Origin of the sequence: Agrobacterium fabrum str. C58, from assembly GCF_000092025.1 — a bacterium.
GTDB classification, from domain to species: domain Bacteria; phylum Pseudomonadota; class Alphaproteobacteria; order Rhizobiales; family Rhizobiaceae; genus Agrobacterium; species Agrobacterium fabrum.
In genome coordinates, this window is sequence record NC_003062.2 from 602495 (window position 1) to 624971 (window position 22477).

18 protein-coding genes and 1 tRNA gene are annotated in these 22477 nt (G+C 60.1%); 11 read left to right on the top strand and 8 right to left on the bottom strand.

All coding sequences use genetic code 11. The annotated features are described in order from the left end of the window. Window positions 1-216: 216 nt before the first annotated feature. Window positions 217-4044 carry a two-component system sensor histidine kinase PdhS1 gene (gene pdhS1, locus ATU_RS03025; RefSeq protein ID WP_010971015.1) on the bottom strand — a complete coding sequence of 1276 codons (3828 nt, stop codon included), beginning with the start codon at window positions 4042-4044 and terminating at the stop codon, window positions 217-219. A 317-nt stretch (window positions 4045-4361) separates the two neighbouring features. Here pdhS1 and ATU_RS03030 point away from each other — a divergent pair. The 3 genes from ATU_RS03030 to ATU_RS03040 all read left to right on the top strand — a co-directional run bounded on the left by ATU_RS03030 (window position 4362) and on the right by ATU_RS03040 (window position 7084). Next, window positions 4362-4438 (top strand) — tRNA-His (locus tag ATU_RS03030). A 277-nt stretch (window positions 4439-4715) separates the two neighbouring features. Continuing rightward, a complete protein-coding gene (locus ATU_RS03035) occupies window positions 4716-6347 on the top strand; it encodes a Ppx/GppA phosphatase family protein (RefSeq protein WP_035256263.1) in 1632 nt (543 codons plus the stop codon). Beyond that, window positions 6344-7084: an RlmE family RNA methyltransferase gene (locus ATU_RS03040; RefSeq protein WP_010971017.1), complete on the top strand. Its 741-nt coding sequence runs from the start codon at window positions 6344-6346 to the stop codon at window positions 7082-7084. The genes ATU_RS03035 and ATU_RS03040 overlap by 4 nt, the downstream gene beginning before the upstream one ends. Here the strand turns inward: ATU_RS03040 and ATU_RS03045 are convergent, their stop codons facing one another. Then, window positions 7085-8482, bottom strand: a complete 1398-nt coding sequence (locus tag ATU_RS03045; RefSeq protein WP_006313086.1) for an MDR family MFS transporter — start codon at window positions 8480-8482, stop codon at window positions 7085-7087. Window positions 8483-8691: 209 nt separating this feature from the next. Between ATU_RS03045 and ATU_RS03050 the strand changes: the two genes are divergently transcribed. The 5 genes from ATU_RS03050 (at window position 8692) to ATU_RS03070 (ending at window position 14065) form a co-directional block, all read left to right on the top strand. Then, the gene (locus tag ATU_RS03050) at window positions 8692-9693 is read left to right on the top strand and encodes an MBL fold metallo-hydrolase (protein WP_035256265.1); all 1002 of its coding nucleotides are present in this window, start codon (window positions 8692-8694) and stop codon (window positions 9691-9693) included. A gap of 179 nt (window positions 9694-9872) precedes the next feature. Continuing rightward, complete coding sequence (gene guaB, locus ATU_RS03055) at window positions 9873-11378, top strand: IMP dehydrogenase (protein WP_035256267.1); 1506 nt, start codon at window positions 9873-9875, stop codon at window positions 11376-11378. Between the two features lie 113 nt (window positions 11379-11491). Then, window positions 11492-11893, top strand: coding sequence for an MAPEG family protein (locus ATU_RS03060; RefSeq protein WP_006313090.1), 402 nt, complete (start codon window positions 11492-11494; stop codon window positions 11891-11893). Window positions 11894-12042: 149 nt separating this feature from the next. Beyond that, window positions 12043-13071 carry an alcohol dehydrogenase AdhP gene (adhP, locus tag ATU_RS03065; RefSeq protein ID WP_006313091.1) on the top strand — a complete coding sequence of 343 codons (1029 nt, stop codon included), beginning with the start codon at window positions 12043-12045 and terminating at the stop codon, window positions 13069-13071. Between the two features lie 118 nt (window positions 13072-13189). Further along, entirely contained in the window at window positions 13190-14065 is an 876-nt protein-coding gene (locus ATU_RS03070) for a dienelactone hydrolase family protein (RefSeq protein WP_010971021.1), read from the top strand. 118 nt (window positions 14066-14183) lie between these two features. Here the strand turns inward: ATU_RS03070 and ATU_RS03075 are convergent, their stop codons facing one another. After that, window positions 14184-15539, bottom strand: a complete 1356-nt coding sequence (locus tag ATU_RS03075) for a sensor histidine kinase (protein WP_010971022.1) — start codon at window positions 15537-15539, stop codon at window positions 14184-14186. After that, window positions 15526-16203 (bottom strand): winged helix-turn-helix domain-containing protein, encoded by a 678-nt coding sequence (locus ATU_RS03080; RefSeq protein WP_006313094.1) that lies wholly within the window; start codon window positions 16201-16203, stop codon window positions 15526-15528. The genes ATU_RS03075 and ATU_RS03080 overlap by 14 nt, the downstream gene beginning before the upstream one ends. A gap of 198 nt (window positions 16204-16401) precedes the next feature. On the opposite strand from ATU_RS03080, the gene ATU_RS03085 reads away from it, so the two are divergent. Next, complete coding sequence (locus ATU_RS03085) at window positions 16402-16671, top strand: hypothetical protein (RefSeq protein ID WP_006313095.1); 270 nt, start codon at window positions 16402-16404, stop codon at window positions 16669-16671. 91 nt (window positions 16672-16762) lie between these two features. Here the strand turns inward: ATU_RS03085 and moaB are convergent, their stop codons facing one another. The 4 genes from moaB to ATU_RS03105 all read right to left on the bottom strand — a co-directional run bounded on the left by moaB (window position 16763) and on the right by ATU_RS03105 (window position 21287). Then, window positions 16763-17302 (bottom strand): molybdenum cofactor biosynthesis protein B, encoded by a 540-nt coding sequence (moaB, locus tag ATU_RS03090; RefSeq protein WP_035256719.1) that lies wholly within the window; start codon window positions 17300-17302, stop codon window positions 16763-16765. 26 nt (window positions 17303-17328) lie between these two features. Then, window positions 17329-18228, bottom strand: coding sequence for a 4-(cytidine 5'-diphospho)-2-C-methyl-D-erythritol kinase (locus ATU_RS03095; RefSeq protein WP_010971024.1), 900 nt, complete (start codon window positions 18226-18228; stop codon window positions 17329-17331). Window positions 18229-18234: 6 nt separating this feature from the next. Continuing rightward, window positions 18235-20079 (bottom strand): tetratricopeptide repeat protein, encoded by a 1845-nt coding sequence (locus ATU_RS03100; protein WP_010971025.1) that lies wholly within the window; start codon window positions 20077-20079, stop codon window positions 18235-18237. Window positions 20080-20270: 191 nt separating this feature from the next. After that, the gene (locus ATU_RS03105) at window positions 20271-21287 is read right to left on the bottom strand and encodes a polyprenyl synthetase family protein (RefSeq protein WP_010971026.1); all 1017 of its coding nucleotides are present in this window, start codon (window positions 21285-21287) and stop codon (window positions 20271-20273) included. Between the two features lie 110 nt (window positions 21288-21397). Here ATU_RS03105 and ATU_RS03110 point away from each other — a divergent pair, with 110 nt between their 5' ends. Together ATU_RS03110 and ATU_RS03115 are read left to right on the top strand one after the other, a co-directional pair. Next, a complete protein-coding gene (locus tag ATU_RS03110; protein WP_006313100.1) occupies window positions 21398-21628 on the top strand; it encodes a putative signal transducing protein in 231 nt (76 codons plus the stop codon). Between the two features lie 6 nt (window positions 21629-21634). After that, a complete protein-coding gene (locus tag ATU_RS03115) occupies window positions 21635-22435 on the top strand; it encodes a tRNA1(Val) (adenine(37)-N6)-methyltransferase (protein WP_035256269.1) in 801 nt (266 codons plus the stop codon). Window positions 22436-22477 lie beyond the last annotated feature (42 nt).

The following is a 22477-nucleotide window of genomic DNA, read 5'->3' on the forward strand; positions in this document are numbered from 1 at the left end:
ACCTAACGAATTCTTATGCTCTCGCATCAGCATTTCCCTCATTCCTGTGCTTGTCACAGGAATCCAGCCGACGCGCGTCTGCGTGGCGAGAAGAGTCTTTTCAGCCCAAGGACTTGGGCTGGCTAGATTCCTGTGACGAGCACAGGAATGAGGGAGAGATGGTATCTTCGGAAAACCACCCGCTTCCTACCGTCGCATTGCTACGCCCGCATGGCCTTAGTTGGCAAGAACCCGCTGCGATGGAAAGGTGATTTCCACCAGCGTGCCTTCATTCGGCGTGGAGGTGATGGAGAAATTCGCTCGGTTGGCGTCGACCATGGCTTTCGTCAGCGGCAGGCCAAGCCCGGTGCCGTCACCGCGCACGCGCTTGCCTGACGATGCCACCTGCCGGAACGGCTTCATCGCCTGTTCCAGTTCCGCCCGCGTCATGCCGATGCCGGTGTCGCGGATGCGCAGCGACACGCTGCCATTGGCTTCATAGGCGGTGGAGACAACGATCTGGCCGCCGGATGGGGTGAAACGGATGGCGTTCGACAGGATGTTCAGCACGATCTGCTTGATCGAGCGCAGGTCGGCGACGATCTGCGGCACGGATTGTGCCAGCGCGGTGCGAATGATGACGCGCTGATTGTTGGCCTGCGGCTGCACCAGCGAGACCGCCTCGGCCACCGTCTCGTTCAGCGGCACGGCGATAAAATCCACATCCATCTGCCCGGCCTCGATCTTGGAAATATCGAGGAGATCATTGACGATATCGAGCACATGCCGGCCGGAACGGCCGATATCATTGGCATATTCCACATAACGCGGATTGCCGATCGGCCCGAAACGTTCGGTCGCCATCATGTCGGAGAAACCGATGATGGCGTTGAGCGGCGTGCGGATTTCGTGGCTGACGCGGGCCAGAAAGTCCGTCTTGTGTGCATTGGCGGTTTCCGCCGCGCGCTTGGCGTTGCGCAACTCTTCTTCGGTGCGCTTCCATTGGGTGATGTCGCGGATCACGGCGCAATAGCCGTGCGAGGATTTCAGCCGTCCAATGGTCATGAATAACGGCAGGAAACCGCCGGAGGCCTCGCGGCCGATCACTTCGCGGCCGTCATTCAGCACGCTGGCGACACCATTATTGGCAAGGCCGGAGAGATAATCCAGCACGGCGCGCTGGCTCTCATGGGCAAAGAGCGTCACGAAGGGCTTGCCGGCGATTTCGCCATTATCATAATTGAACAGCGCGCTGGCGGAACGGTTGAGCGAGCGGATTTCGCCGTCGTCGCCCAGAAGCACCACACCATCGGTGGCTGTTTCCAGGATGGAATGCAGCTCTTCCATTTCGCCCTGCAACAGGGAGAGGTTGCTGCCTGCCTCGGCATTTTCCGCGGTGTTTTCATTGGCCGCCATAACCGCCGCCGGCTTTTCTTCCAGCGGAACCAGCGACAGCATCAGCGCCTTCGTTTCTTCCCAGCGGATGGATTGCAGCCGCGCCTTGACCGGAATGATGTCATTTTCAGCGCTGACGACGACCATGCCGCCCTCATTGTCAGGCATGTTCTCCAGCTCCTGCCGCTGCAGCAGTGCTTCCAGCCCGCCCACCTCTTCCAGTTCAGTCAGAGAGGTATAGCCCGTCAGTCGCAGGAAATCGGGATTGGCGTGGATCAGCCTGTCCCCGGCATGGACCAGAAGCGCCACAGGCATCTGATCCAGCGTCTCGGCCGTCAGCGCACTGGGGGTGCGAACGGGCGGGCTGACCATGGAGGCGGCAATGTCAGCAACCGGCTTCTCGTCGGTGGTGACCACCTGCTTTTCTGCAGAAGTGGGTTCATCGGTGGGTGCACGAACGGGCGCTGGCTGTTCACCGCGAACATAATCGGCAAAAAGATCGTCTTCTTCCACCGGTTCAGTTGTCTCTGCGTCGTTGCCAGTGTCGGAGGACGCGTCTTTTGCGGTCTCCGCCGCGATGTCTTGCTGGATATCCTGAACGACCGGCTCGGCCGAAATCCCTTCGGCATCCGCCTCGTGTTTTTCCTCCGACGCCATATCGGATGGCGCAAGCGCCCGGCCGATCTCGCGGAAGGCTGCCTGTTCGCCTGCGGTCAGTCCCTCGCGGGAGCGCGAACGGCGGTCCTCCAGATGCACGACCTTGTCGGAATAGGAGGGTTCGGGCGCTGGCGCTTCTATTGGCGATTCGACTTCCGGTGAGGTCTCATCATCAAGCTGTTCTTCCGTCAAAACCCCGTCTGCTGCATCGCCTGCAATATCGATGTCTACCGCCGGTTCATCAGGCAGCGCTGGGTGAGGATTGTCGTCCGTTTCCGTGTCTTCATCGACAAAAGCCAGCAATTCATGGCTTTCATCTTCGACGGCCTGCTGCGGCAAAACCTCTGCGGGCTCCGTCTCTTCACTATTCAGGAAGGTCAGCCCGGTGGCATGTGGGTCTTCGGTGGCATCGGCGAGGCGCACGATGCCGAAACCGCGGAAACCGTCAAATTCGCGGGCACGCGTATAGGTCGGCAGGGCGGCGAGATCGATCGGCACCATCAACGAGGTGCCTTCCACCGGCCAGTAGATCGTCTTGCCCGACCAGGTGTCGCGCCGGCCGAGAAGCTCGCGGATCTTGCCGTCGGGATCGAGATTGAACAGGGCCGCGACATCGGCAAAGCCCATGCCTTCCACGGCGGCCGCCTTGGCGCCCACGGCTTCTGCAAATTCGTGCGAAATCGAGCTGAAACGCCCTTCGGCGTCGATTTTCCAGACGAAACGTGAGGCGCGTGCACCGGCATTAAAGACAAAAGGCCGTGCTTCTTCGCCAGTGCCGATGTTTGCCGTTTCCGTCTCCGTCGTTAGCTCGTCGTCCGCCGCAGTAGTAGCTTCTTCCGCCTCCGTTTCAGCGATTTCATCGTCCGCGAAAGTGTTTTCCTCGGCCTGTGCCTCTAGCGTATGATCCTCCGTGACCGTTCGCTCGATCGAGGGAGCCACCGTTTCATCAGCGTCGAGTTCGAAGAGGTCCTCAATGTCGTCGGTCATCGCCATATCGGCGGCGGCGTCAGCATCCAACACGGGAGGCTCTGCCGGTGTCTCCACCTTGTCGTCAGGCATTGACAGAAGGCCGTCTTCATCCTGTTCGGCTGCCACGTCCTCTTCGAAATCGGACGGCAGTTCCTGAATATCCTCCACATCCTCTATGCCGGCAACGGCGTCGAGCACGGAATCGAAAGAGGTGGTTGCTGCGATAACGGGTGCCGCCTCCGCTATCGGCAGGGCAGGCTCGGCGGCCGCCGGGATTTCCTGCGGCCTGCTTTCGGCAACATTTCTGTCTTCGGCAACATCCCTATCTTCGGAAAACCCCCTGTCTTCGGCAAAACCATTGACGGGATCGAGCGTCCCGAGCGCGGTTTCCACCACGAACAGCAGGTTCAGTTCGGGCGATGTCGTGATCTGGCCGGTGGCGGCGGGCAGATAACCCTTGCCGGTTGGAACCGGGCGTTTGACGAGATGACCGGACTGGCCGGCGGCCATTTTGATGAGCGTGCGCGCGGTATGCGGCGTGATGCCGAGCGACGAAAAGCCTGACGAGGCGGCAATGATCTCATTGTCGCCATTCAGCACCGCCATATGAATATCCGGATCGTCAAACCCTTCGATCATGCGCCGGGCGCATTCGGCCACGTCGGGCGCTGCCTGATCGGTGAGGGCGGAAAACAGGATAGCCGGGTGGCCGGGTTCCGCCTCGATGATCTCCGCGCGGGCGGTGACGGCAAGGCTGCGGAAACCCGAAGTGATGCGAATGGTAAACGGCAGGCTGTCGCCGGCTTTCGAAAGCCGGGCCGCCGTGGCCGCCAATTGCCGGAAGGTCACATCCTGCCGTTTGGGACCCTGCTCCAGAAAATCGTAAACGATCGGCGTGCCGAACAGCGCCGCGCCGCGCCCATTGGCCCAGAGCACATTCTGAAGATCGAGCGAAAACAGCGCCATGGCCTCGCCGCGCCCAAAACCTTCGCGCACCCGTTCATGCACTGCTATATCGATAAAGGGATATTGGACGGCGGGCATGTCGAAACCTATTCTGGCACTACCGGACCTTGCGGGCTCCTCGGCTTCCTCATGAAGCCGCCAAACGTAAACCCGCCAGGCATCACGTTAACAGAATTTTAAATAACTTCACAGCGCGGCCGGGTCCACCGCCCGGTGGATGAATCGCCAAATAGAGTTAACATCAACAGGCCCGTTGCCGCTTCGCCTTCAAAAGTCACCCTATCGAAAAGCACTTGCCTTTCGCAGCCTTTTTTCGCAAAATTCGAAGAGGCACTTGCAAATGGGGGAAACACCTTTTATGTCACCCCCCGTGACGCCGCTTTGGCGTTTCATGTGCGGTTGTAGCTCAGTTGGTTAGAGCGCAGGTTTGTGGCACCTGAGGTCGGTGGTTCGACCCCACTCAACCGTACCATTCCCCTCTCCCAGTAAGTTTATATGTCACAATGACTTACCGGGAGAGGGGAATATTCTCTCCCTATTAACACCTGTTCATCACTTGCGGATGTTCGCGCAGGTCTCGGCGCCGTGCATACCTGCCTGCCGGTTTCGAAAATCCACGGAAATCATTGCCGCGATCATGACGATCCGTATCCAGCCTCGGCGCGGCATCAGACCATCCCATGTACAGCCTGCCAAAAACCATTTGGCTAAAATCGCCTGCGCTGGTATTGTCCACCCAACGAAACCTTATGAAAGCCAGCAGCATAGCGTCTACGCTTGTGCGCGGCGAAATGGACAAGACAGTGATCGACCCCGGAAACGGCCCAAAGCCGTCGGAACAAGGGGCGTCGGTGGCGAACAAAGGGAAAGCGAAGCGATCCCGTCGTGGCAAGAAACACAAGCGTGACGGTAAGCCCCGTGACGCTGTTGTGCTGTCGCATGATGTTGCCGCGGATGTTCCGGCCGGTTCCTCCTATGTATCGGCTCTCGAGCCGGATGCGGAGCCGCGCAAGAGAAAGCGTCGCAGGCGTTCTCGCGGCAAAGGCACGTCTCAGCAGGCTGCTGCCGCTGTCAACGGAGAAGTGCAGGCTCCAGCCGCACCCGATGGCGCAAATTCATCCTCCGTGCCGCCTATTGGCGCGCGAAAATCGCGTAACCGCAAACGCGGCCACCGCGATCCGCGCGGTCGTGACCCGCAGGGCCGTCCACTGGTTCCCAGCCACGCACCCAAACATGGCGGCAAGCAGAACGGTCGTGCCAATGGCTCTGCGCAGGAAGCGCACCGGTCGCAATCCGAAATCTCCGCCCGCCACGCAGGCCGCCAGCATGAGCATGGTCAGGAGCCGCCGGCGGACATGTATGCGGCGCTCGATCTCGGCACCAATAATTGCCGCCTGCTGATCGCGCAGCCGACACGGCCGGGCCAGTTCCGCGTCGTCGATGCCTTTTCGCGCATCGTCCGGCTGGGCGAGGGACTGATATCGAGCGGCCGGCTCTCCGATGATGCGATGGATCGCGCCGTGGAAGCGCTCAAGGTCTGCTCCTCGAAACTTGCCGGACGACCAATCAGGCGCATGCGGCTGATCGCCACCGAGGCCTGCCGTGCAGCCTCCAATGGCGAGGAATTTTTGGAGCGTGTCACGCGGGAAACGGGGCTGAAGCTCGAGATCATCAGCCGCGAGACGGAAGCCCGGCTTGCGGTCTCCGGCTGCGCGTCGCTTGTCGGGCGCGAGGCACGCTCTGTCGTGCTGTTCGATATTGGCGGCGGATCGTCGGAAATCGCGGTCATCAAGGTCGGTGAAAACCGCTCGAACCGGCTCGCCAACCACATCACCCACTGGACCTCGCTGCCGGTCGGCGTCGTCACGCTTTCGGAACGCCATGGCGGCCGCGATGTGACGCCGGATGTCTTTGCGGCGATGGTGCGGGAGGTCGAAGGCCTGCTCGATGCCTTCCATTGCCCGCCGCTCGCGCCGCAATTGCACCATGAGGATTTCCATCTGATCGGCACCTCGGGCACGGTCACGACGCTTGCGGGAGTCCATCTCGATCTGCCGCGTTATGATCGCCGCAAGGTGGATGGCCTCTGGCTTTCCGATGTCGAGGTGACGGCCATGCAGGACAAGTTGCTGGCCTGGGATTTCGCTGGCCGCGCCGCCAATGCCTGCATCGGGCCTGACCGGGCCGATCTGGTTCTGGCCGGTTGCGCCATTCTCGAGGCCATTCGCCGCCGCTGGCCGGCACGCCGCATGCGGGTGGCAGATCGCGGCCTGCGCGAAGGCCTCTTGACGGATATGATGGCCGATGACGGCGCATGGCGGCGCAACCGCATAAGGCGCATGCAGATGGTACGGCAGGACAGAACGGAAGGTTTGACATGAGCAAGGCGCCGACAAGCACCAATCGCACCGGCCGCAAGATCGGCCAGAAGGTCAAGAAGACCAAGCTCAAGGCCTCGTCGCGCCGCTGGCTGGAGCGTCATATCAATGACCCCTATGTGCAGCGCGCCAAGCTGGAAGGCTATCGCGCCCGCGCCGCCTTCAAGCTGCTGGAAATCAACGACAAGCACCAGATTTTGAAGGGTGCGACCCGCATCATCGACCTTGGTGCCGCACCCGGAAGCTGGTCGCAGATCGCCTCCAAGGTGACGGATTCCACGGAGGATGATATCCGCGTCGCTGCCATCGATTTCCTCGAAATCGATCCGATCCCCGGCGTGAAGATCCTGCAACTCGACTTCCTCGACCCGACCGCACCCGACCAGCTGATGGAAGCCGTTGGCGGCACGCCCGATCTGGTCTTGTCGGATATGGCCGCGCCCACCACGGGCCACCAGAAGACCGACCACATCCGCACCATGCATCTGTGCGAAGTCGCAGCCGATTTCGCGGTTCAGGTGCTGGCGGAAGGCGGCCATTTCCTTGCCAAGACCTTCCAGGGCGGCACGGAAAAGGCATTGCTTGATATGCTGAAGAAGAACTTCAAGCAGGTTCTGCATATCAAGCCGGCGTCGTCACGCTCGGAATCGGTCGAAATGTTCCTGCTTGCCAAGCACTTCAAGGGTCGCAGACACGAACCGGCCATCGATGCCGACGCCGAAGAGTCGACTGAGGACTGATCACTCCGCCGGTTGCGAAACCTTGCCGCGGTGGCCGGAAACGGCCGCCCCGGCCTGCGCGTCCATGCGGATGATCGGCACGATCGCGAACAACGATACCAGCGCGACGATGGTGAAGGCGATGTGGAAATCGGCAAGTTGTAAATGTGTGCCTGACATCATGCTGCTGACTTCCAGAATGGAGGCGGCGAAAGCCACGCCCAGTGCCAGGCTGATCTGTTGCAGCACCGAGGCCATCGAGGTCGCCTGACTGGCCTGGCTGTCCTCGATATCGGAGTAGCTGAGCGCGTTCGATCCGGTGAAGAAGAACGACCGCGCAAATCCCGCCGTGACCAGAAAGATCATGATCAGCGGATAGGGCGTTTCAGGCGTGAAAAAGCTGTTGGCAAGCGTCGTGAACGCACCGACGATACCGGCCCCGATCAGTGTCGAGCGGAACCCCGTTGCCGCAAACACGCGCTTGGCCATGAATTTCGTGGTGATCGCCCCGATCGCGCCGGCGAAGGTGATCATGCCCGACTGGAACGGGTTGAGGCCGAAACCGATCTGCAACATCAGCGGCATCAGGAAGGGGATTGCGCCCGTGGAAATGCGGAAAACGGTGCCGCCGACGGAGGCCGCCCGGAAGGTCGCGTTCTGGAAAATGCGGAAATCCAGAATGGGGGCAGGGTGACGCGCGGCGTGGCGCATGTAAAGAAAACCGCAGATAAACCCGATGACCGTCGAGGCGATGCCGATGGCGGGCGGCAGGGCGGGAAGGCTGACCACCGACACGCCGAACACCACACCGGAGGCGGCGATGCCTGACAGAATGAAGCCCTTGCCGTCCATCGGCGGTGGGTTAGTGGTTTCGATTTCCGGCAGGAAGATGGTCGAGAGCCAGATGCCGATAATGCCGATGGGCACGTTGATCAGGAAAATCCAGTGCCATGAAAAATAGGTGGTGATGAAGCCGCCGATCGGCGGGCCGGTGAGCGGTCCGACAAGCCCTGGTATCGTCAGTAGCGCCATGGCGGAGACCAGTTCGCTGCGCTTGGTCGTGCGCAGCAGCACCAGACGGCCAACTGGCGTCATCATTGCCCCGCCCATGCCCTGCAGGAAACGCGACAGCACGAATTCGAACACCGACGACGAGACCGCGCAGCAGATCGACCCCACAACGAAAACGCCGATGGCGATGCGGAAGATTTTCTTCGCGCCGTATTTATCGGCCATCCAGCCGCTGATGGGGATGAAGATCGCCAGCGCCACCATATAGGCCGTTAGCGCCAGTTTGAGCGTGATCGGGCCGACATGGAGGTCTTTTGCAATCGCCGGGAGCGAGGTGGCGATGACGGTGGAGTCCATCTGCTCCATGAAAAGAGCGACTGCAAGGATCAGGGGAATGATGCGATTCATGGGACTGCCTGCGGCTTTCCGCTGCGACAAGGGATATCGCCGTTCCTCCTACGCCTGATAGGCGGGCTTGCCAACACGTTAATTATCAATTTCTCAACTTGCGATCAAACCTGCGTGAGGCCGGTTTTCTTGCAACTTTCTCGCTCTATTGTCCGTTGGGTGAGTTCAGTTGGCGATCATGGCCAGTTGGCGATATCGGGAGAAAGATAATGACCCAATCCTTGAGCATGAGCAGACGCGGCCTCATCGGTGCGGCTGGCGCCAGTGTCCTCGGCGCGCCGCTGTTGATGGCGCGCGGCGCGAACGCCCAGACCAACCAGCCGCAGACCTCCATGGAGATAAAACACGCCATGCCGCCGGAAACCAATCGCTTCAAGCTCGGCAATTTCGAGGTGCTGGTCGTCAAGGACGGCGCGCGCGCCGCGCCCAATCCGGGTGAAACCTTCGGCACGGACCAGTCGGCGGAGACCGTGGGCAAATTGCTGGAAGACAATTTTCTGCCGAAGGATCAGTTCGTCAATTCCTTCTCGCCGGTTCTCATCAATACCGGCTCCGATCTCGTGCTGTTTGATACCGGTTTCGGCGAGGCTGGCCGCGGTGCCGGTAATGGCCGCCTGACCGAAGGCATGGCTGCGGCCGGTTATACGCCCGAGGACGTGACCGTGGTGGTGCTGACCCATATGCACGGCGACCATATTGGCGGCCTCATGGAAAAGGGTGCACCGGCTTTTTCGAAAGCGCGTTACGTGTTCGGCCAAGCGGAATATGATTTCTGGACGGATGAGAAGCGCGCAGGCACCCCTGCCGAAGGTGGGCAGAAGGGCGTTCTCGCCAATGTCAAACCGCTGGCGGAAAAGGCGACCTTCATTGGTGACGGCGCCAATGTCGTCTCCGGCATCACCGGCATCGCAGCCTTTGGCCACTCGCCCGGACATATGATCTTCCGTGTCGAATCGGAAGGCAAACAGCTGATCCTGACGGCAGATACCGCCAACCATTTCGTCCTGTCGCTGCAGAAGCCGGACTGGGAGGTGAAATTCGACATGGACAAGGCGGCGGCCGCTGCGACCCGCAAGAAGGTCTATGACATGATCGCCACCGACCGGTTGCCATTCCTCGGCTATCACATGCCTTTCCCTTCTGTCGGTTACGCGGAGAAGCTGGATACGGGTTACCGTTTCGTGCCGAAGTCCTACCAGTTCGACATCTGATCTCTGCTGCAATGCAGCAACAGCGAAAGCCCGGAAGGTCATTCCGGGTTTTTTCTATTCCCTTCCTGTCATGAACGTGTTACCAGCCCTCGCCAACTTCCAAGCAATCCTTGCAGGGCGCCGGGGTGAACTTTTTGTTCCGGAACGGCCACGCATTTTCATTATGAAGGAATTTGGTCATGGCACGCATCATTCAAACACCCACTGGTTTGGACGCTCTCACATTTGACGATGTGTTGCTGCAACCCGGACATTCCGAAGTCATGCCGGGACAGACAAATATCGCCACCCGCATTGCCCGCGATATCGATCTGAACCTGCCGATCCTCTCTTCCGCCATGGATACGGTCACCGAAGGCCGCCTCGCCATCGCCATGGCCCAGGCCGGCGGCATCGGTGTCATTCACCGTAACCTTACCCCCATCGAGCAGGCCGAAGAAGTGCGGCAGGTGAAGAAGTTCGAAAGCGGCATGGTCGTCAATCCGGTCACCATCGGCCCCGACGCGACGCTTGCCGAAGCGCAGGCATTGATGAAGGCGCACGGCATTTCCGGCATTCCGGTGGTCGAAAACGGCGGTGCCGGCGGCCACAAGAATGGCCGCCTCGTCGGCATTCTCACTAACCGCGACGTGCGCTTCGCCTCCGATCCGCAGCAGAAGATCTACGAACTGATGACCCGCGAAAATCTGGTCACGGTCAAGGAAAGCAGCGTCGATCAGCAGGAAGCGCGCCGCCTGCTGCACAAGCACCGCATTGAAAAGCTGCTGGTTGTGGACGGAAAGGGCAATTGCGTCGGTCTCATCACCGTTAAGGATATTGAGAAGTCGCAGCTAAACCCCAATGCCACCAAGGATGCGCAGGGCCGCCTTCGCGCCGCCGCCGCCATCAGCGTGGGTGCTGATGCCATCGAGCGCGCCGAACGCCTCATCGATGCCGGCGTTGACCTTCTGGTCGTTGATACCGCGCATGGCCATTCGCAGCGGGTTCTCGATGCCGTGGCGCAGGTCAAGAAGATGTCGAACTCGGTTCGCATCATCGCCGGCAATGTCGCCACTGCCGACGGCACCAAGGCGCTGATCGATGCCGGTGCGGACGCCGTCAAGGTCGGTATCGGCCCCGGCTCCATCTGCACCACCCGTATCGTCGCCGGCGTTGGCGTTCCGCAGCTTGCCGCAGTCATGGCCGCAGTCGAAGCGGCCAGCCTCGCCGATATTCCTGTCATCGCCGATGGCGGCATCAAGTTCTCGGGCGATCTGGCCAAGGCGATCGCCGCCGGCGCTTCCGCCGTCATGATCGGCTCGCTGCTCGCCGGTACGGATGAAAGCCCGGGCGAAGTGTTCCTGTATCAGGGCCGTTCCTTCAAGGCCTATCGCGGCATGGGTTCCGTTGGCGCCATGGCGCGCGGTTCCGCTGACCGTTATTTCCAGGCGGAAGTGCGCGATACGCTGAAGCTCGTGCCTGAGGGTATCGAAGGTCAGGTGCCCTATAAGGGCCCAGTCTCCGGCGTCCTGCACCAGCTGGCCGGCGGCCTCAAGGCTGCCATGGGTTATGTCGGTGGCAGCAACATCAAGGAATTCCAGGAGCGCGCCACCTTCGTGCGCATTTCCAGCGCCGGCCTGCGGGAAAGCCACGCCCATGACGTGACAATCACGCGTGAAAGCCCGAACTATCCGGGCGCGGTTTGATCTTTCGAGCCGAATCCGTAAAAAGATAGGCTAGATATTTGGCGCTCCCCGATCTCAAGCCGGATCGGGGAGCGTTTTCATGATGGGGGGAAAGCATGTCACCGACGACCGCAATGTTCTGGCCGATGATCGCCCATGCCTTTCTCGTGTTCATTCTTTATGCGCTGCTTTTACACCGGCGCAAAAACCACACGCTCACCAGCAGAGAGGCGGTGACCCAGTACCGCGAAAGAGGCGAGGAGGGGCAGGCCAGCTACCTCGTCAACAGGAACATCGCCAATCAGTTCGAGCTTCCAGTTCTCTTTCACGCCATCTGCCTGCTGCTTTACATCACCGACGCGGACAATGTGGTGACCGTCGTTCTGGCCTGGCTTTTTGTGATCTCCCGTTATGCGCATTCCTATGTGCATGTGACCAGCAACCGGCTGCGCTATCGTGCGCCGCTGTTCGGCATCGGCTTTGCGCTGCTGGTCTGCCTGTGGGGTTGGCTCGCCATATGGTTGGCGCTCGAGTAAAGCGGCACCGTCAGGTTGCTTCATAAGTGAGACAATCCAGCATCGCAAAATGCTTCGATTTGCGATGGGTCAATTCCATGACGCTCCATCCCCGTTAATCTCTGCCTGCCGTCGAGGATTTCAGGCGAGCAGAGATTAGGGAGTATGTCATGACTAAAACAATGAAGGCGGCGGTTGTCCGCGCATTTGGAAAACCGCTGACCATCGAGGAAGTGGCAATACCGGATCCCGGCCCCGGTGAAATTCTCATCAACTACAAGGCGACGGGCGTTTGCCACACCGACCTGCACGCCGCAACGGGGGATTGGCCGGTCAAGCCCAACCCGCCCTTCATTCCCGGACATGAAGGTGCAGGTTACGTCGCCAAGATCGGCGCTGGCGTCACCGGCATCAAGGAGGGCGACCGCGCCGGCACGCCCTGGCTCTACACCGCCTGCGGATGCTGCATTCCCTGCCGTACCGGCTGGGAAACCCTGTGCCCGAGCCAGAAGAACTCAGGTTATTCCGTCAACGGCAGCTTTGCCGAATATGGCCTTGCCGATCCGAAATTCGTCGGCCGCCTGCCTGACAATCTCGATTTCGGCCCAGCCGCACCCGTGCTCTGCGCCGGCGTTACAGTCTATAAGGGCCTGAAGGAAACCGAAGTCAGGCCCGGTGAATGGGTGGTCATTTCAGGCATTGGCGGGCTTGGCCACATGGCCGTGCAATATGCGAAAGCCATGGGCATGCATGTGGTTGCCGCCGATATTTTCGACGACAAGCTGGCGCTTGCCAAAAAGCTCGGAGCCGACGTCGTCGTCAACGGCCGCGCGCCTGACGCGGTGGAGCAAGTGCAAAAGGCAACCGGCGGCGTCCATGGCGCGCTGGTGACGGCGGTTTCACCGAAGGCCATGGAGCAGGCTTATGGCTTCCTGCGCTCCAAGGGCACGATGGCGCTTGTCGGTCTGCCGCCGGGCTTCATCTCCATTCCGGTGTTCGACACGGTGCTGAAGCGCATCACGGTGCGTGGCTCCATCGTCGGCACGCGGCAGGATCTGGAGGAGGCGTTGACCTTCGCCGGTGAAGGCAAGGTGGCCGCCCACTTCTCGTGGGACAAGCTCGAAAACATCAATGATATCTTCCATCGCATGGAAGAGGGCAAGATCGACGGCCGTATCGTCGTGGATCTCGCCGCCTGACGTCAAACCCGGTTGCGGCGCTCACGCAAATGTGTGGCGCCGCTTCCGCCCGCCTTGTTCCGCGAAGGGCGATCTGCGTTATCCTCCTTTCGCATCCGGGTTCAAGGAGGAAAGAGCGATGGACAAGCCCAAGATTACGCAGGCCATGATCGACGCTTACGATGAATATACCCATCTCAGCCTCGACCGCCGCAAGTTCATGGAAAAGCTCAGCCTGCTTGCCGGCTCCGGTGCGGCCGCGGCGGCAATCGCACCGCTGCTTTCGGCCAACAGCGCCCGCGCGGCCATCGTCGCGCCTGACGATGCGGGCATTGTTGCGGAGGACGTGACCTATCCAGCACCAGGCGGTGAGATGAAAGGCTATCTCGTCACACCGAAATCGGTGTCTGGCCCGATCGGTTCCGTCATCGTCATCCATGAAAACCGAGGTCTGAACGACCATATCCGCGATGTGGCAAGGCGCGTGGCGCTTGCCGGTTTCCGGGCGCTGGCGGTCGATTTCCTTTCGCCGCAGGGCGGAACGCCCTCTGATGAGGATAAGGCACGAGAAATGTTCAGCGGGCTCGACATGGAGGCAACCGTTGCCAATGCCGAAGCGGGCCGGGTGTGGCTCGCGGCAAGGCAGGGCGCGAATGGCAAGGTCGGTGCGGTCGGTTTCTGCTGGGGCGGCGGGCTGGTCAATCGTTTCGCCACCAAATCGGCCGGCCTCAATGCCGGTGTCGCCTATTACGGCCAGCAACCGCCCGTGGCCGACGTTCGTGATATCAAGGCGCCATTGCTTTTGCACTATGCCGGTCTCGACGAGCGCATCAATGCCGGGATCGACGCCTATAAGAAGGCGCTGGAGGCAAACGGCAAAACCTTCGAAATCTTCGTTTATGACGGCGTCAACCATGCTTTCAATAACGATACGTCATCGGCGCGCTACGACAAGGCCGCTGCTGATCTCGCCTGGGGCCGGACGACGGATTTCTTCAAAAAATATCTGGCGTAAATCTTCAGGTTCAGCCTTCCATGGGACAGCTTTTCCGGAAATGGAAAGGTTCACCATGGGCCAAACATGGCATTACGGTTTGCGCCAGCTTTCGGGGTGAAGCAAACCAAAGCCTGCCTCAGACGCGCAATTCCTGAAACTGAACGACCACGCGCAAACCGGGATTGTTGTCCGCAAGCGTTACGATGGCACCGTGTAATTCCGCTATGGCTTTGACAAGGCTCAGGCCGAGCCCGGATCCCGCCGTGGTTCTACTTTTCTCAACGCGATAGAACCGGTCGAACACCTGCGCCCGGTCTTCATCTGATATGCCTGGTCCGTTATCGGCGATATCTAGCAAGATCCGTCCATCCTGGCGCGATACGCCGAGCGAAATGCTTGACCCGGCGGGGGTGTGCCGCATGGCGTTGGACAACAGGTTCGCCAGCAATTGGCGAATGAGATCAGGATCACCATTGATCCGGCAGCCGCTCGCGGCACCGCGCATCGACAGCTCATAGCCCTCCTCTTCCGCAATAACCTCATAGGTTTCGTAGATGTCGCCGACGACGTCGCATAGATCGAAGGCGATGAAGCGGGCGGTCCTGCTCCGCGCTTCGATCTGGGCGATCCGTAGAAGAGCATCGAACGTATTTGCAATGGATTGCAGTTCTTCAAGCGCGGTTTCGACTCCGATCCTCATTTCGTCAACCGTGTGCGCATTGAGCGCGTCTTCCAGTACCAGGAATGTGCGGCCGATTGGGGTCTTGAGGTCATGGGCGACGTCGATCGTCACCTGCTTCAATGCCGCGACGCTGGAGTCCAGTCTTGCCAGTGCCACATTGATTTCCGCTGACAATATGTCGATTTCATCCATGCGCGATGACACCGGAAGTCGTCGCGAAAGCTCGCCATGTCCGATAGCGTGGGCGATTTGCGCCAGCGACGAGATACGGTGGCGCGTTCGATACGCCAATATGGCGGCTCCCGCCATGCCTACGGAAAGAACGATCGCGGTCGCACATCCGAAACTGATGAGAACGATACGGGCCAGTTCATCCGTGTCCCCGGAATTGATCCCCACCACGAGAGTGTTCGGCCCCAAAGGACCGCTGAAAAGCTTGTAGTGGGACGCACTGCCGTGATGGTCGTCAGGTTCAAGGATCGAATAGCCGGATGGGACGTTCGAAAATCGATTGCTGCCCGCAAGCAGTTGTCCGGCGGGGTTGCGCAAGGCGTAGATGGTCTCCTGCCCCCTGATGGCGAGGCCGTGATTGTCGATCATGTCCACGGCGCCCTGAAGGCCGCGTGCTTCGAAGGCCGATGCGATCTCGCGGTAACGCTCCTGGACATTGGCGTTCAGGCGTTCATCAAGGAAGCGCACGACCATCTGATAGGCCGTGATGTTCGCGCCAAGCGATGCGGTTACAAACAGGACGATGTAGATGATCGCCAGTCTGACGGCAGTGCTCTTCAGAAAGCTAGCGCCGGGCATGAAGCGTATAGCCCGTGTTTTTGACGGTATGCAGAAGTGGCTGATCAAACGGTTTGTCGATTTTCGCCCTCAGCCGGCTGATGTGCGTTTCCACGACGGAGCTCTGCGGATCGAAATTGAAGTTCCAGATTTTCTCGAGAAACATCGTTTTCGTCAGGATTCGACCTTCGTTACGCATGAGCAGTTCCAGAAGCGAGAACTCGCGTGGCAGCAGATCAATCCGCTGTCCTCCGCGCGATGTTGTTCTGGTGACAAGGTTCATTTCGAGGTCGCCGACACGCAGGCGCGTCTTCTCCGTGGTGATGGGCGGTCGACGGACGAGAGCATTGATTCTCGCCGTCAGTTCAGAAAAAGCGAAGGGCTTTACCAGATAGTCGTCACCGCCGGCTTCCAGCCCTTCGACACGGTCATCCACACCGCTCATCGCTGTCAGAAAAAGGATGGGTATGCGTATCGAGGCCGCGCGCAGGCTCTTGACCAGATTAAGGCCGTCGAGTCCGGGGATCATGCGGTCCACGATGGCGACGTCGTATCCTCCGTCGAGGCCGGCAGCCAGCGCCTCACGCCCGTCCTTTACCCAGTCAACTATGTGGCCGGCGGAGGCAAGTCCCTTTGTAACATAGTTCCCGGTTGTATTATCGTCTTCTACAAGAAGTATTTTCATGGGCGATGACGTTGTCTTAAATACAGTTCTTAAAGATCACACCGCTTCTGCTCACGCCGCAAATCGGGCTTTCTTGCGGCAGTTAAGGCATTGGCGGGTTTACAAATTTGTATAGTCGGCGACAGGCGGCTGAAAAACCGGCGTTTTACTTTCACCGTGCTGCAAGTCGCAGTGTTACCTGTTACGAGGATCAAGACAATGATCAAAAATATCGCCATCGCCGCCTTCGCCCTAGTCGCCGCAACCTCGGTCGCTTCTGCAAACGGCCTTCTCAGCGACTCTGCTCCGCCCGTCGCCAAAATCACCGAAAACCACGGCAAGCCGGGCGATACCGCGGTCTCCGTCTCCAACCCGGAGGTGACCTACCGTGTCCTGAAAAACGGCATGGTCGAACGCACGAACAGCCGTTTCGACACGACGACGTACGTCGACCCGACGGCCGTGCTTCGCGATAGAAATCGCCGTTAACCGCCGTGACGATGTCAAGCTCGGCGGTCAGCGACCGCCGAGCTTATGAGTGCGCAGAAGAGTGGGTCATCCCATGCGGCAAGGCGACTATTCAGCTTTTGCCGCGCTTCAGATGCTCATCGAGCCGCGGCATGATTTCCACGAAGTTGCAGGGCAGGTGGCGATAGTCGAGCTGGGCCTTGAGGATACCATCCCAGGCATCCTTGCAGGCGCCGGGAGAGCCGGGCAGCACGAAGATGAAGGTGGCATTGGCCACTCCGCCGGTCGCGCGTGACTGGATGGTGGCGGTGCCGATCTTGTCATAGGAAATGCGATGGAAAAGCGCGGAAAACCCGTCCATGCGCTTTTCGAACAGCGGCTCCAGCGCCTCGGGTGTCACGTCGCGGCCGGTAAAGCCGGTGCCGCCGGTGGTGATGACAACATCCACGCCTTCAGACAGCGTCCATTCGCGCACCGTCTCTGCGATCGCCGCCTTGTCGTCCGGCACGATGGCGCGGGCGGCGAGCCTGTGGCCTGCTTCTTCCAGCCTTGCGACGAGCGTGTCGCCGGACTTGTCGTTCTCCAGCGTGCGGCTGTCCGAAACGGTCAGAACCGCAATGCCAAGGGGAATGAAGGGTCTATCGCCTGCTATGGCCTTATCCTCGAAATATCCGGCCCTCAAATGGTCCGCGTTGCGTGAAAATACCAGCCGGGACGTTTTTTCCTAAGTGATGTTTCCGCGTTTTTGGCGGCATCGAAGGAATGAAAAATCCCGAAACAGGTTGCCCCGGAACCGGACATGCGGACAAGGGTGGCCCCTTCCTCAGACAGCAACCCGGTTATCTCCCCGATTTCAGGCAGCAGCGCCTGAGCCGGCGGCTGCAGATCGTTGCGGCTTTGGGCGAGAAAATCCATCCAGCCAGTTGTCGCCCAGCCAATCGTCGAAGGTGTGGGCAGGTGCGGATTGACCTTGTTCTGCAATCGCCGGAAAATCTCCGGTGTTGAGACAGCCTTCAGCGGATTGGCCAGAACCATGGAGAGTTCCGGCAGGTCGGTGAGGGCTTCGATGTCCTCACCGATGCCGCGCGCAATCAGCGGCCGGCTTGCAAGGCACATCGGTACATCCGCGCCCAGTTTCAGTGCGAGAGACTTAAGCTTTTCCGGTGCAATCGCGGCATCCCAGTGCCGCAGAAGCCCCCGCAGCGTTGCAGCGGCATCCGCCGAGCCGCCACCGATGCCCGAAGCAACCGGCAGGTTCTTTTCCAAGTGAATGTCGACCGGGCGGGCGGGCTGGCCTGTCGACGCAAGAGCATCGCGCAAGATGTCTCGGGCGCGGGTGACGAGGTTATCGCCGCTATCGCCGGCACTTAGAAGATCGCCGAAGGGGCCGGAAATGGAAAAACTGTCGGTGGCGGCGTCGCGAATGCGGATCATGTCGCCGGCTGCGGTGAATGTCACCAGCGTTTCAAGCAGATGGTAGCCATCCGCCCGCTGACCGGTGACATGCAGCGCCAGATTGATCTTGGCCGGGGCCGCCTCGACTGTTTCGGTGGCCCCGGAAACCTCATGCAGGCGCATGCCGCGTCAGGATTTCTTGTCCGGCGTAGGTGTCGCCGGTGCCGGAGGGGCCGGCGGTTGCGGCGCCACGTCCTTCTTGGCGGTGTTTTCAGCGTCCTTTTCGACAGGCGGCAGGCCGTTGGCGATTTTTTCCTTCACCTTGGCCTTGTCCACATCGTCATTGTCGCCGATGAGCGCGCGGTTCCACTGATAAACCGCCTCGATCTTGCGGCCCACGCGCCAATAGGCATCGCCCAGATGGTCGTTGATGGTGGGATCGCCAGCCTTGAGCTCGATGGCGCGCTCCAGTTCCGTCACGGATTGATCGAAGTCGCCGAGGCGATAATGCGCCCAGCCGAGCGAATCGACGATATAGCCGTCATTCGGGCGAAGCTCGACGGCGCGGCTGATCATCTTCATGCCTTCATCGAGATTGATGCCCTTGTCCACCCAGGAATAACCCAGATAGTTCAGAACCTGCGGCTGCTCGGGGTTCAGTTCCAGCGCCCGCTTGAAATTTGGCTCAGCCTTGTCCCATTGCTTCAGCCGCTCATAGGCAATGCCGCGCTGGAAGAAGACGGACCAGTCGGACTTCTGCGGCACCGCGCCGATGACTTCAACCGCCTTGTCGTAGTTCTCGGCCATCGCCTTGTAGTCCTTGGCGTCGGAAAGCACGCTGCCATAGGCGAGATAGGAACGGATGTCCTTCGGGTCGGATTCGAGCAGCGACAGAAGATGCTTGCGCGACTCTTCCACCTTGCCGGTCTGCGCGAGCGTCAGTCCGAGCTGCAGCTCGGAGATGCGGTGCATCGGCGAATCCTTCGGCACTTCGCGATAGAAGGTGATGGCGCGCTCAGGCTGTTTCATCGCTTCGGCAAGGCCGCCGAGAAGAATGAGCGTGTCCGGGCTCTTCGGGTCAAGGGCACGCGAGGTTTGCAGATAAAGGGTCACGATCTCTTCGGCGCCTTCGCGGTTCAACGCGCCGGCAATCGAGAACATAACGCTGGCCGCACCTTCCACGGCATTGGTGATCTGCTGCTCCGGCTTTTCACCCTTTTCTATCGCTTCACGAAGCGCTTTCAGCGGCGCGTAATTCGGTGCGAAAGTATCACCGACGGCGATCGCATCCAGCGCCTTCTGCTTGTTACCGGCGGAAGCTTCCAGCCGCGCAAGCGCCATGACCGCGCGCATATAGGTATCGGAGGCCGTGGCCCCGCCTTCACGGTCCGTCACGGCTTCGTTCAGGCTCTTGCGCGCGGCTTCGGTATTGCCGGACACCAGGGCGATGGCCGCGGCATTGTATTTCTGGAAGATCGAAATCCAGCCGGGACCCTTCATATTATTGACGAGCGCCAGCGCTTCCTTCGGCTTGCCGGAACCGGCACGCGCCCAGGCGGTCAAAAGCGTGTTGACCATGCGGTCGAGATCGTTCGGACCGGTGTATTTCAGGATCTTCTCGGCCTTGGTGAATTCCTTGTCCTTGATGGCGTCGAGACCGCGCACGATGGTCGTGACGCGCTCCACCGACGTATCGTCCTTCATGGAATCGGCAATTTTCGCGCCGGCCTCGAAGTTGCCGCTCAGAAGTTCGGCAATCATCAGCCGCTGGCGGATTTCCGAATTGGCCGGATCATATTCCAGCGCCTTCTTGTAGAGCGAAATCGCAGTCGGATAATCCTGATCGACATCGGCGTTGCGCCCGGCGAGGAAAGCGCCGGAGAAGGTGTTGACCTTGCCGGGATCGAAGGTAACGGCTTTATCTTCCGGTTTCGCCTTTGTCTCCGCAAAGCCGGGGCTTGCACCCGCGCCGATTGCGAGAGCGGCGGCAAGAGCCGCGCTGCAGAGAAGACGAAGTGCTGGTTTACGCCGCATGAGGGAACCTTTGCCTTTGTGCGAATGCACGGAAAAATCAGTTTCCATTGTTTGGTCACGATAGAATGGCTTTTTTGAAGCAACCCCGCAAGAAATTATGGCCCGTGCCACAATCACGCCTTGCGGAGAAACCATCCCGGAACGTCGGGCGGATGGGCCTGTCCATCCGCCTTATGCCTAGGGCTTGAGCGTCAGTTGAGACGCTCGATGCAGAAGTCGATGACCTCGAGAAGTGCATTTTTCCATGGGCTCTGCGGCAACGGCGCAAGCGCGTCACGGGCAATCGTGCCGTAATGTGTGGCGCGACCGATCGTGTCGCCCAAGCCGTTATACTTGGTGATCAGACCAAGAGCCTTTTCCAGGTTCTCGTCGCTGCTTTCGCCCTTTTCGATGGCGTTGCGCCAGAAGGCGCGCTCATCCTGCGTGCCGCGGCGATAAGACAGGATGACCGGCAGCGTGATCTTGCCCTCGCGGAAATCGTCACCGGTGTTCTTGCCGAGATCGGCGGACTTGCCGCCATAGTCCAGCACGTCGTCGACCAGCTGGAAAGCGAGGCCGAGATTCATGCCATAGGATTTCAGCGCGCTGCGGCTCGCCTTGTCCGTCTTGGCGACAATGGGGCCGACTTCGGCCGCGGCGGCAAAGAGGGCGGCCGTCTTGGCGCGAATCACCTGCAGGTAATCGTCCTCGGTCGTTTCCATGTTCTTGGCGACCGAAAGCTGCAGCACCTCGCCCTCGGCGATGACGGAAGCGGCGGTGGAGAGCACATCCAGCGCATCCAGCGAACCGACATCCACCATCATGCGGAAAGCCTGGCCGAGCAGGAAGTCGCCGACGAGAACGCTCGCCTGGTTGCCCCAGATGGTGCGGGCGGTGGATTTGCCGCGACGCAGATCGCTTTCATCCACCACATCGTCGTGCAGAAGCGTCGCCGTATGCATGAACTCCACGCTGGTGGCGAGCTTGATGTGGTTATCTCCCTCATAACCGAACATCGAGGCCGAGGCGAGCGTCAGCATCGGCCGCAGGCGTTTGCCGCCGGAGGAGATAAGATGGTTGGCCACCTCGGGTATCATCTGGACATCGGAACCGGCCCTGGAAAGGATGAGCTGGTTCACCCGTTCCATGTCGGGACGGGTCAGGTCGACAAGCGGCTTGACGGATGCGAGTTTGTTTTTGCTTTCTTCAAGCGGTATGACGACGCCCAAGGGACAGGACTCCAATTCGAATTTGAACTCGACAATAAAAACTGATGCCTTGTGCGGCAAGGGGCGAATTGCCGCTAGCCATTCAAAAAGATGGGAATTTAGGTCTATCCATGCGTGAACTGATCCGTACCAACGATGCCGTGCTTCTTTCCTTCGCTGAAAGCCTGATGAAGGACGCCGGCATCCATTGCCTCATAGCTGATCAGGCGATGAGCATTCTGGAGGGATCGCTCGGCCTTTTGCCGCGACGGTTCCTGGTGGAAGAAGATCGCGCCGGTGAGGCCCGCCGCATTCTCGTCGATGCCGGGCTGGGGGACGAGTTGCGCAACGAAGAGGCTTGAGCGGCGGTGGGCGACGGTATTTCCGAAACGATCGACGCCTTTCACCGGGGTCGGTTTCACATCATCCAGCCGAAGGGCAGGGGGCACCGGGCGGGCATGGACGCCATGCTTCTGGCGTCGTTGGTGGCGGATGACCGCGCCTGCCGGATCGCCGATCTCGGCGCTGGTGCCGGTGCCGCCGGCATGGCGGTGGCGGCGCGGCTCGAAAAGGCCGAGGTGACACTCTATGAGCGCTCCCAGGAAATGGCGGAATTTGCCCGCCGCAGTCTCGAATTGCCTGACAATGCCGCTTTTTCGGCCCGCATCGAGGTTCTCGAAGCCGATGTGACGCTGCGGGCGAAAGCCCGTGTCGAAGCCGGATTGCCCGATGAGCATTTCCATCACGTCATCATGAACCCGCCCTATAATGACGCGGGCGACCGCCGCACGCCGGATGCCCTGAAGGCCGAGGCGCACGCCATGACGGAGGGCCTGTTCGAGGACTGGATCAGGACCGCGAGCGCGATCATGGTTTCAGGCGGACAGCTTTCCCTGATTTCACGGCCGCAATCGGTGGCGGAGATAATCGCCGCCTGCGGCAGTCGGTTTGGCGGCCTCGAGATCACTCTCATCCATCCCCGCCCCGGCGAGGATGCGGTGCGCATGCTTGTCACGGCCATCAAGGGATCGCGCGCACGGCTCACTTTCCGCGCGCCGCTCATCATGCACGAGACCGGCAGCCATGCCTTCACGCCCTTCGTGGATGACCTCAATAATGGCCGCGCCGCCTATGCGCGCAATGTAAGGGCGATCCGGACGGCGTCATAAATATCGTTGCAGCGCCATTCGCAAACCATTGCGTTTTGCCGG

Coding starts and splice junctions, on each gene's coding strand:
- pdhS1 (WP_010971015.1), bottom strand. CDS start 4,044: ATGCCCGCCGTCCAATATCCCTTTATCGATATAGCAGTGCATGAACGG.
- ATU_RS03035 (WP_035256263.1), top strand. CDS start 4,716: ATGAAAGCCAGCAGCATAGCGTCTACGCTTGTGCGCGGCGAAATGGAC.
- ATU_RS03040 (WP_010971017.1), top strand. CDS start 6,344: ATGAGCAAGGCGCCGACAAGCACCAATCGCACCGGCCGCAAGATCGGC.
- ATU_RS03045 (WP_006313086.1), bottom strand. CDS start 8,482: ATGAATCGCATCATTCCCCTGATCCTTGCAGTCGCTCTTTTCATGGAG.
- ATU_RS03050 (WP_035256265.1), top strand. CDS start 8,692: ATGACCCAATCCTTGAGCATGAGCAGACGCGGCCTCATCGGTGCGGCT.
- guaB (WP_035256267.1), top strand. CDS start 9,873: ATGGCACGCATCATTCAAACACCCACTGGTTTGGACGCTCTCACATTT.
- ATU_RS03060 (WP_006313090.1), top strand. CDS start 11,492: ATGTTCTGGCCGATGATCGCCCATGCCTTTCTCGTGTTCATTCTTTAT.
- adhP (WP_006313091.1), top strand. CDS start 12,043: ATGACTAAAACAATGAAGGCGGCGGTTGTCCGCGCATTTGGAAAACCG.
- ATU_RS03070 (WP_010971021.1), top strand. CDS start 13,190: ATGGACAAGCCCAAGATTACGCAGGCCATGATCGACGCTTACGATGAA.
- ATU_RS03075 (WP_010971022.1), bottom strand. CDS start 15,539: ATGCCCGGCGCTAGCTTTCTGAAGAGCACTGCCGTCAGACTGGCGATC.
- ATU_RS03080 (WP_006313094.1), bottom strand. CDS start 16,203: ATGAAAATACTTCTTGTAGAAGACGATAATACAACCGGGAACTATGTT.
- ATU_RS03085 (WP_006313095.1), top strand. CDS start 16,402: ATGATCAAAAATATCGCCATCGCCGCCTTCGCCCTAGTCGCCGCAACC.
- ATU_RS03095 (WP_010971024.1), bottom strand. CDS start 18,228: ATGCGCCTGCATGAGGTTTCCGGGGCCACCGAAACAGTCGAGGCGGCC.
- ATU_RS03100 (WP_010971025.1), bottom strand. CDS start 20,079: ATGCGGCGTAAACCAGCACTTCGTCTTCTCTGCAGCGCGGCTCTTGCC.
- ATU_RS03110 (WP_006313100.1), top strand. CDS start 21,398: ATGCGTGAACTGATCCGTACCAACGATGCCGTGCTTCTTTCCTTCGCT.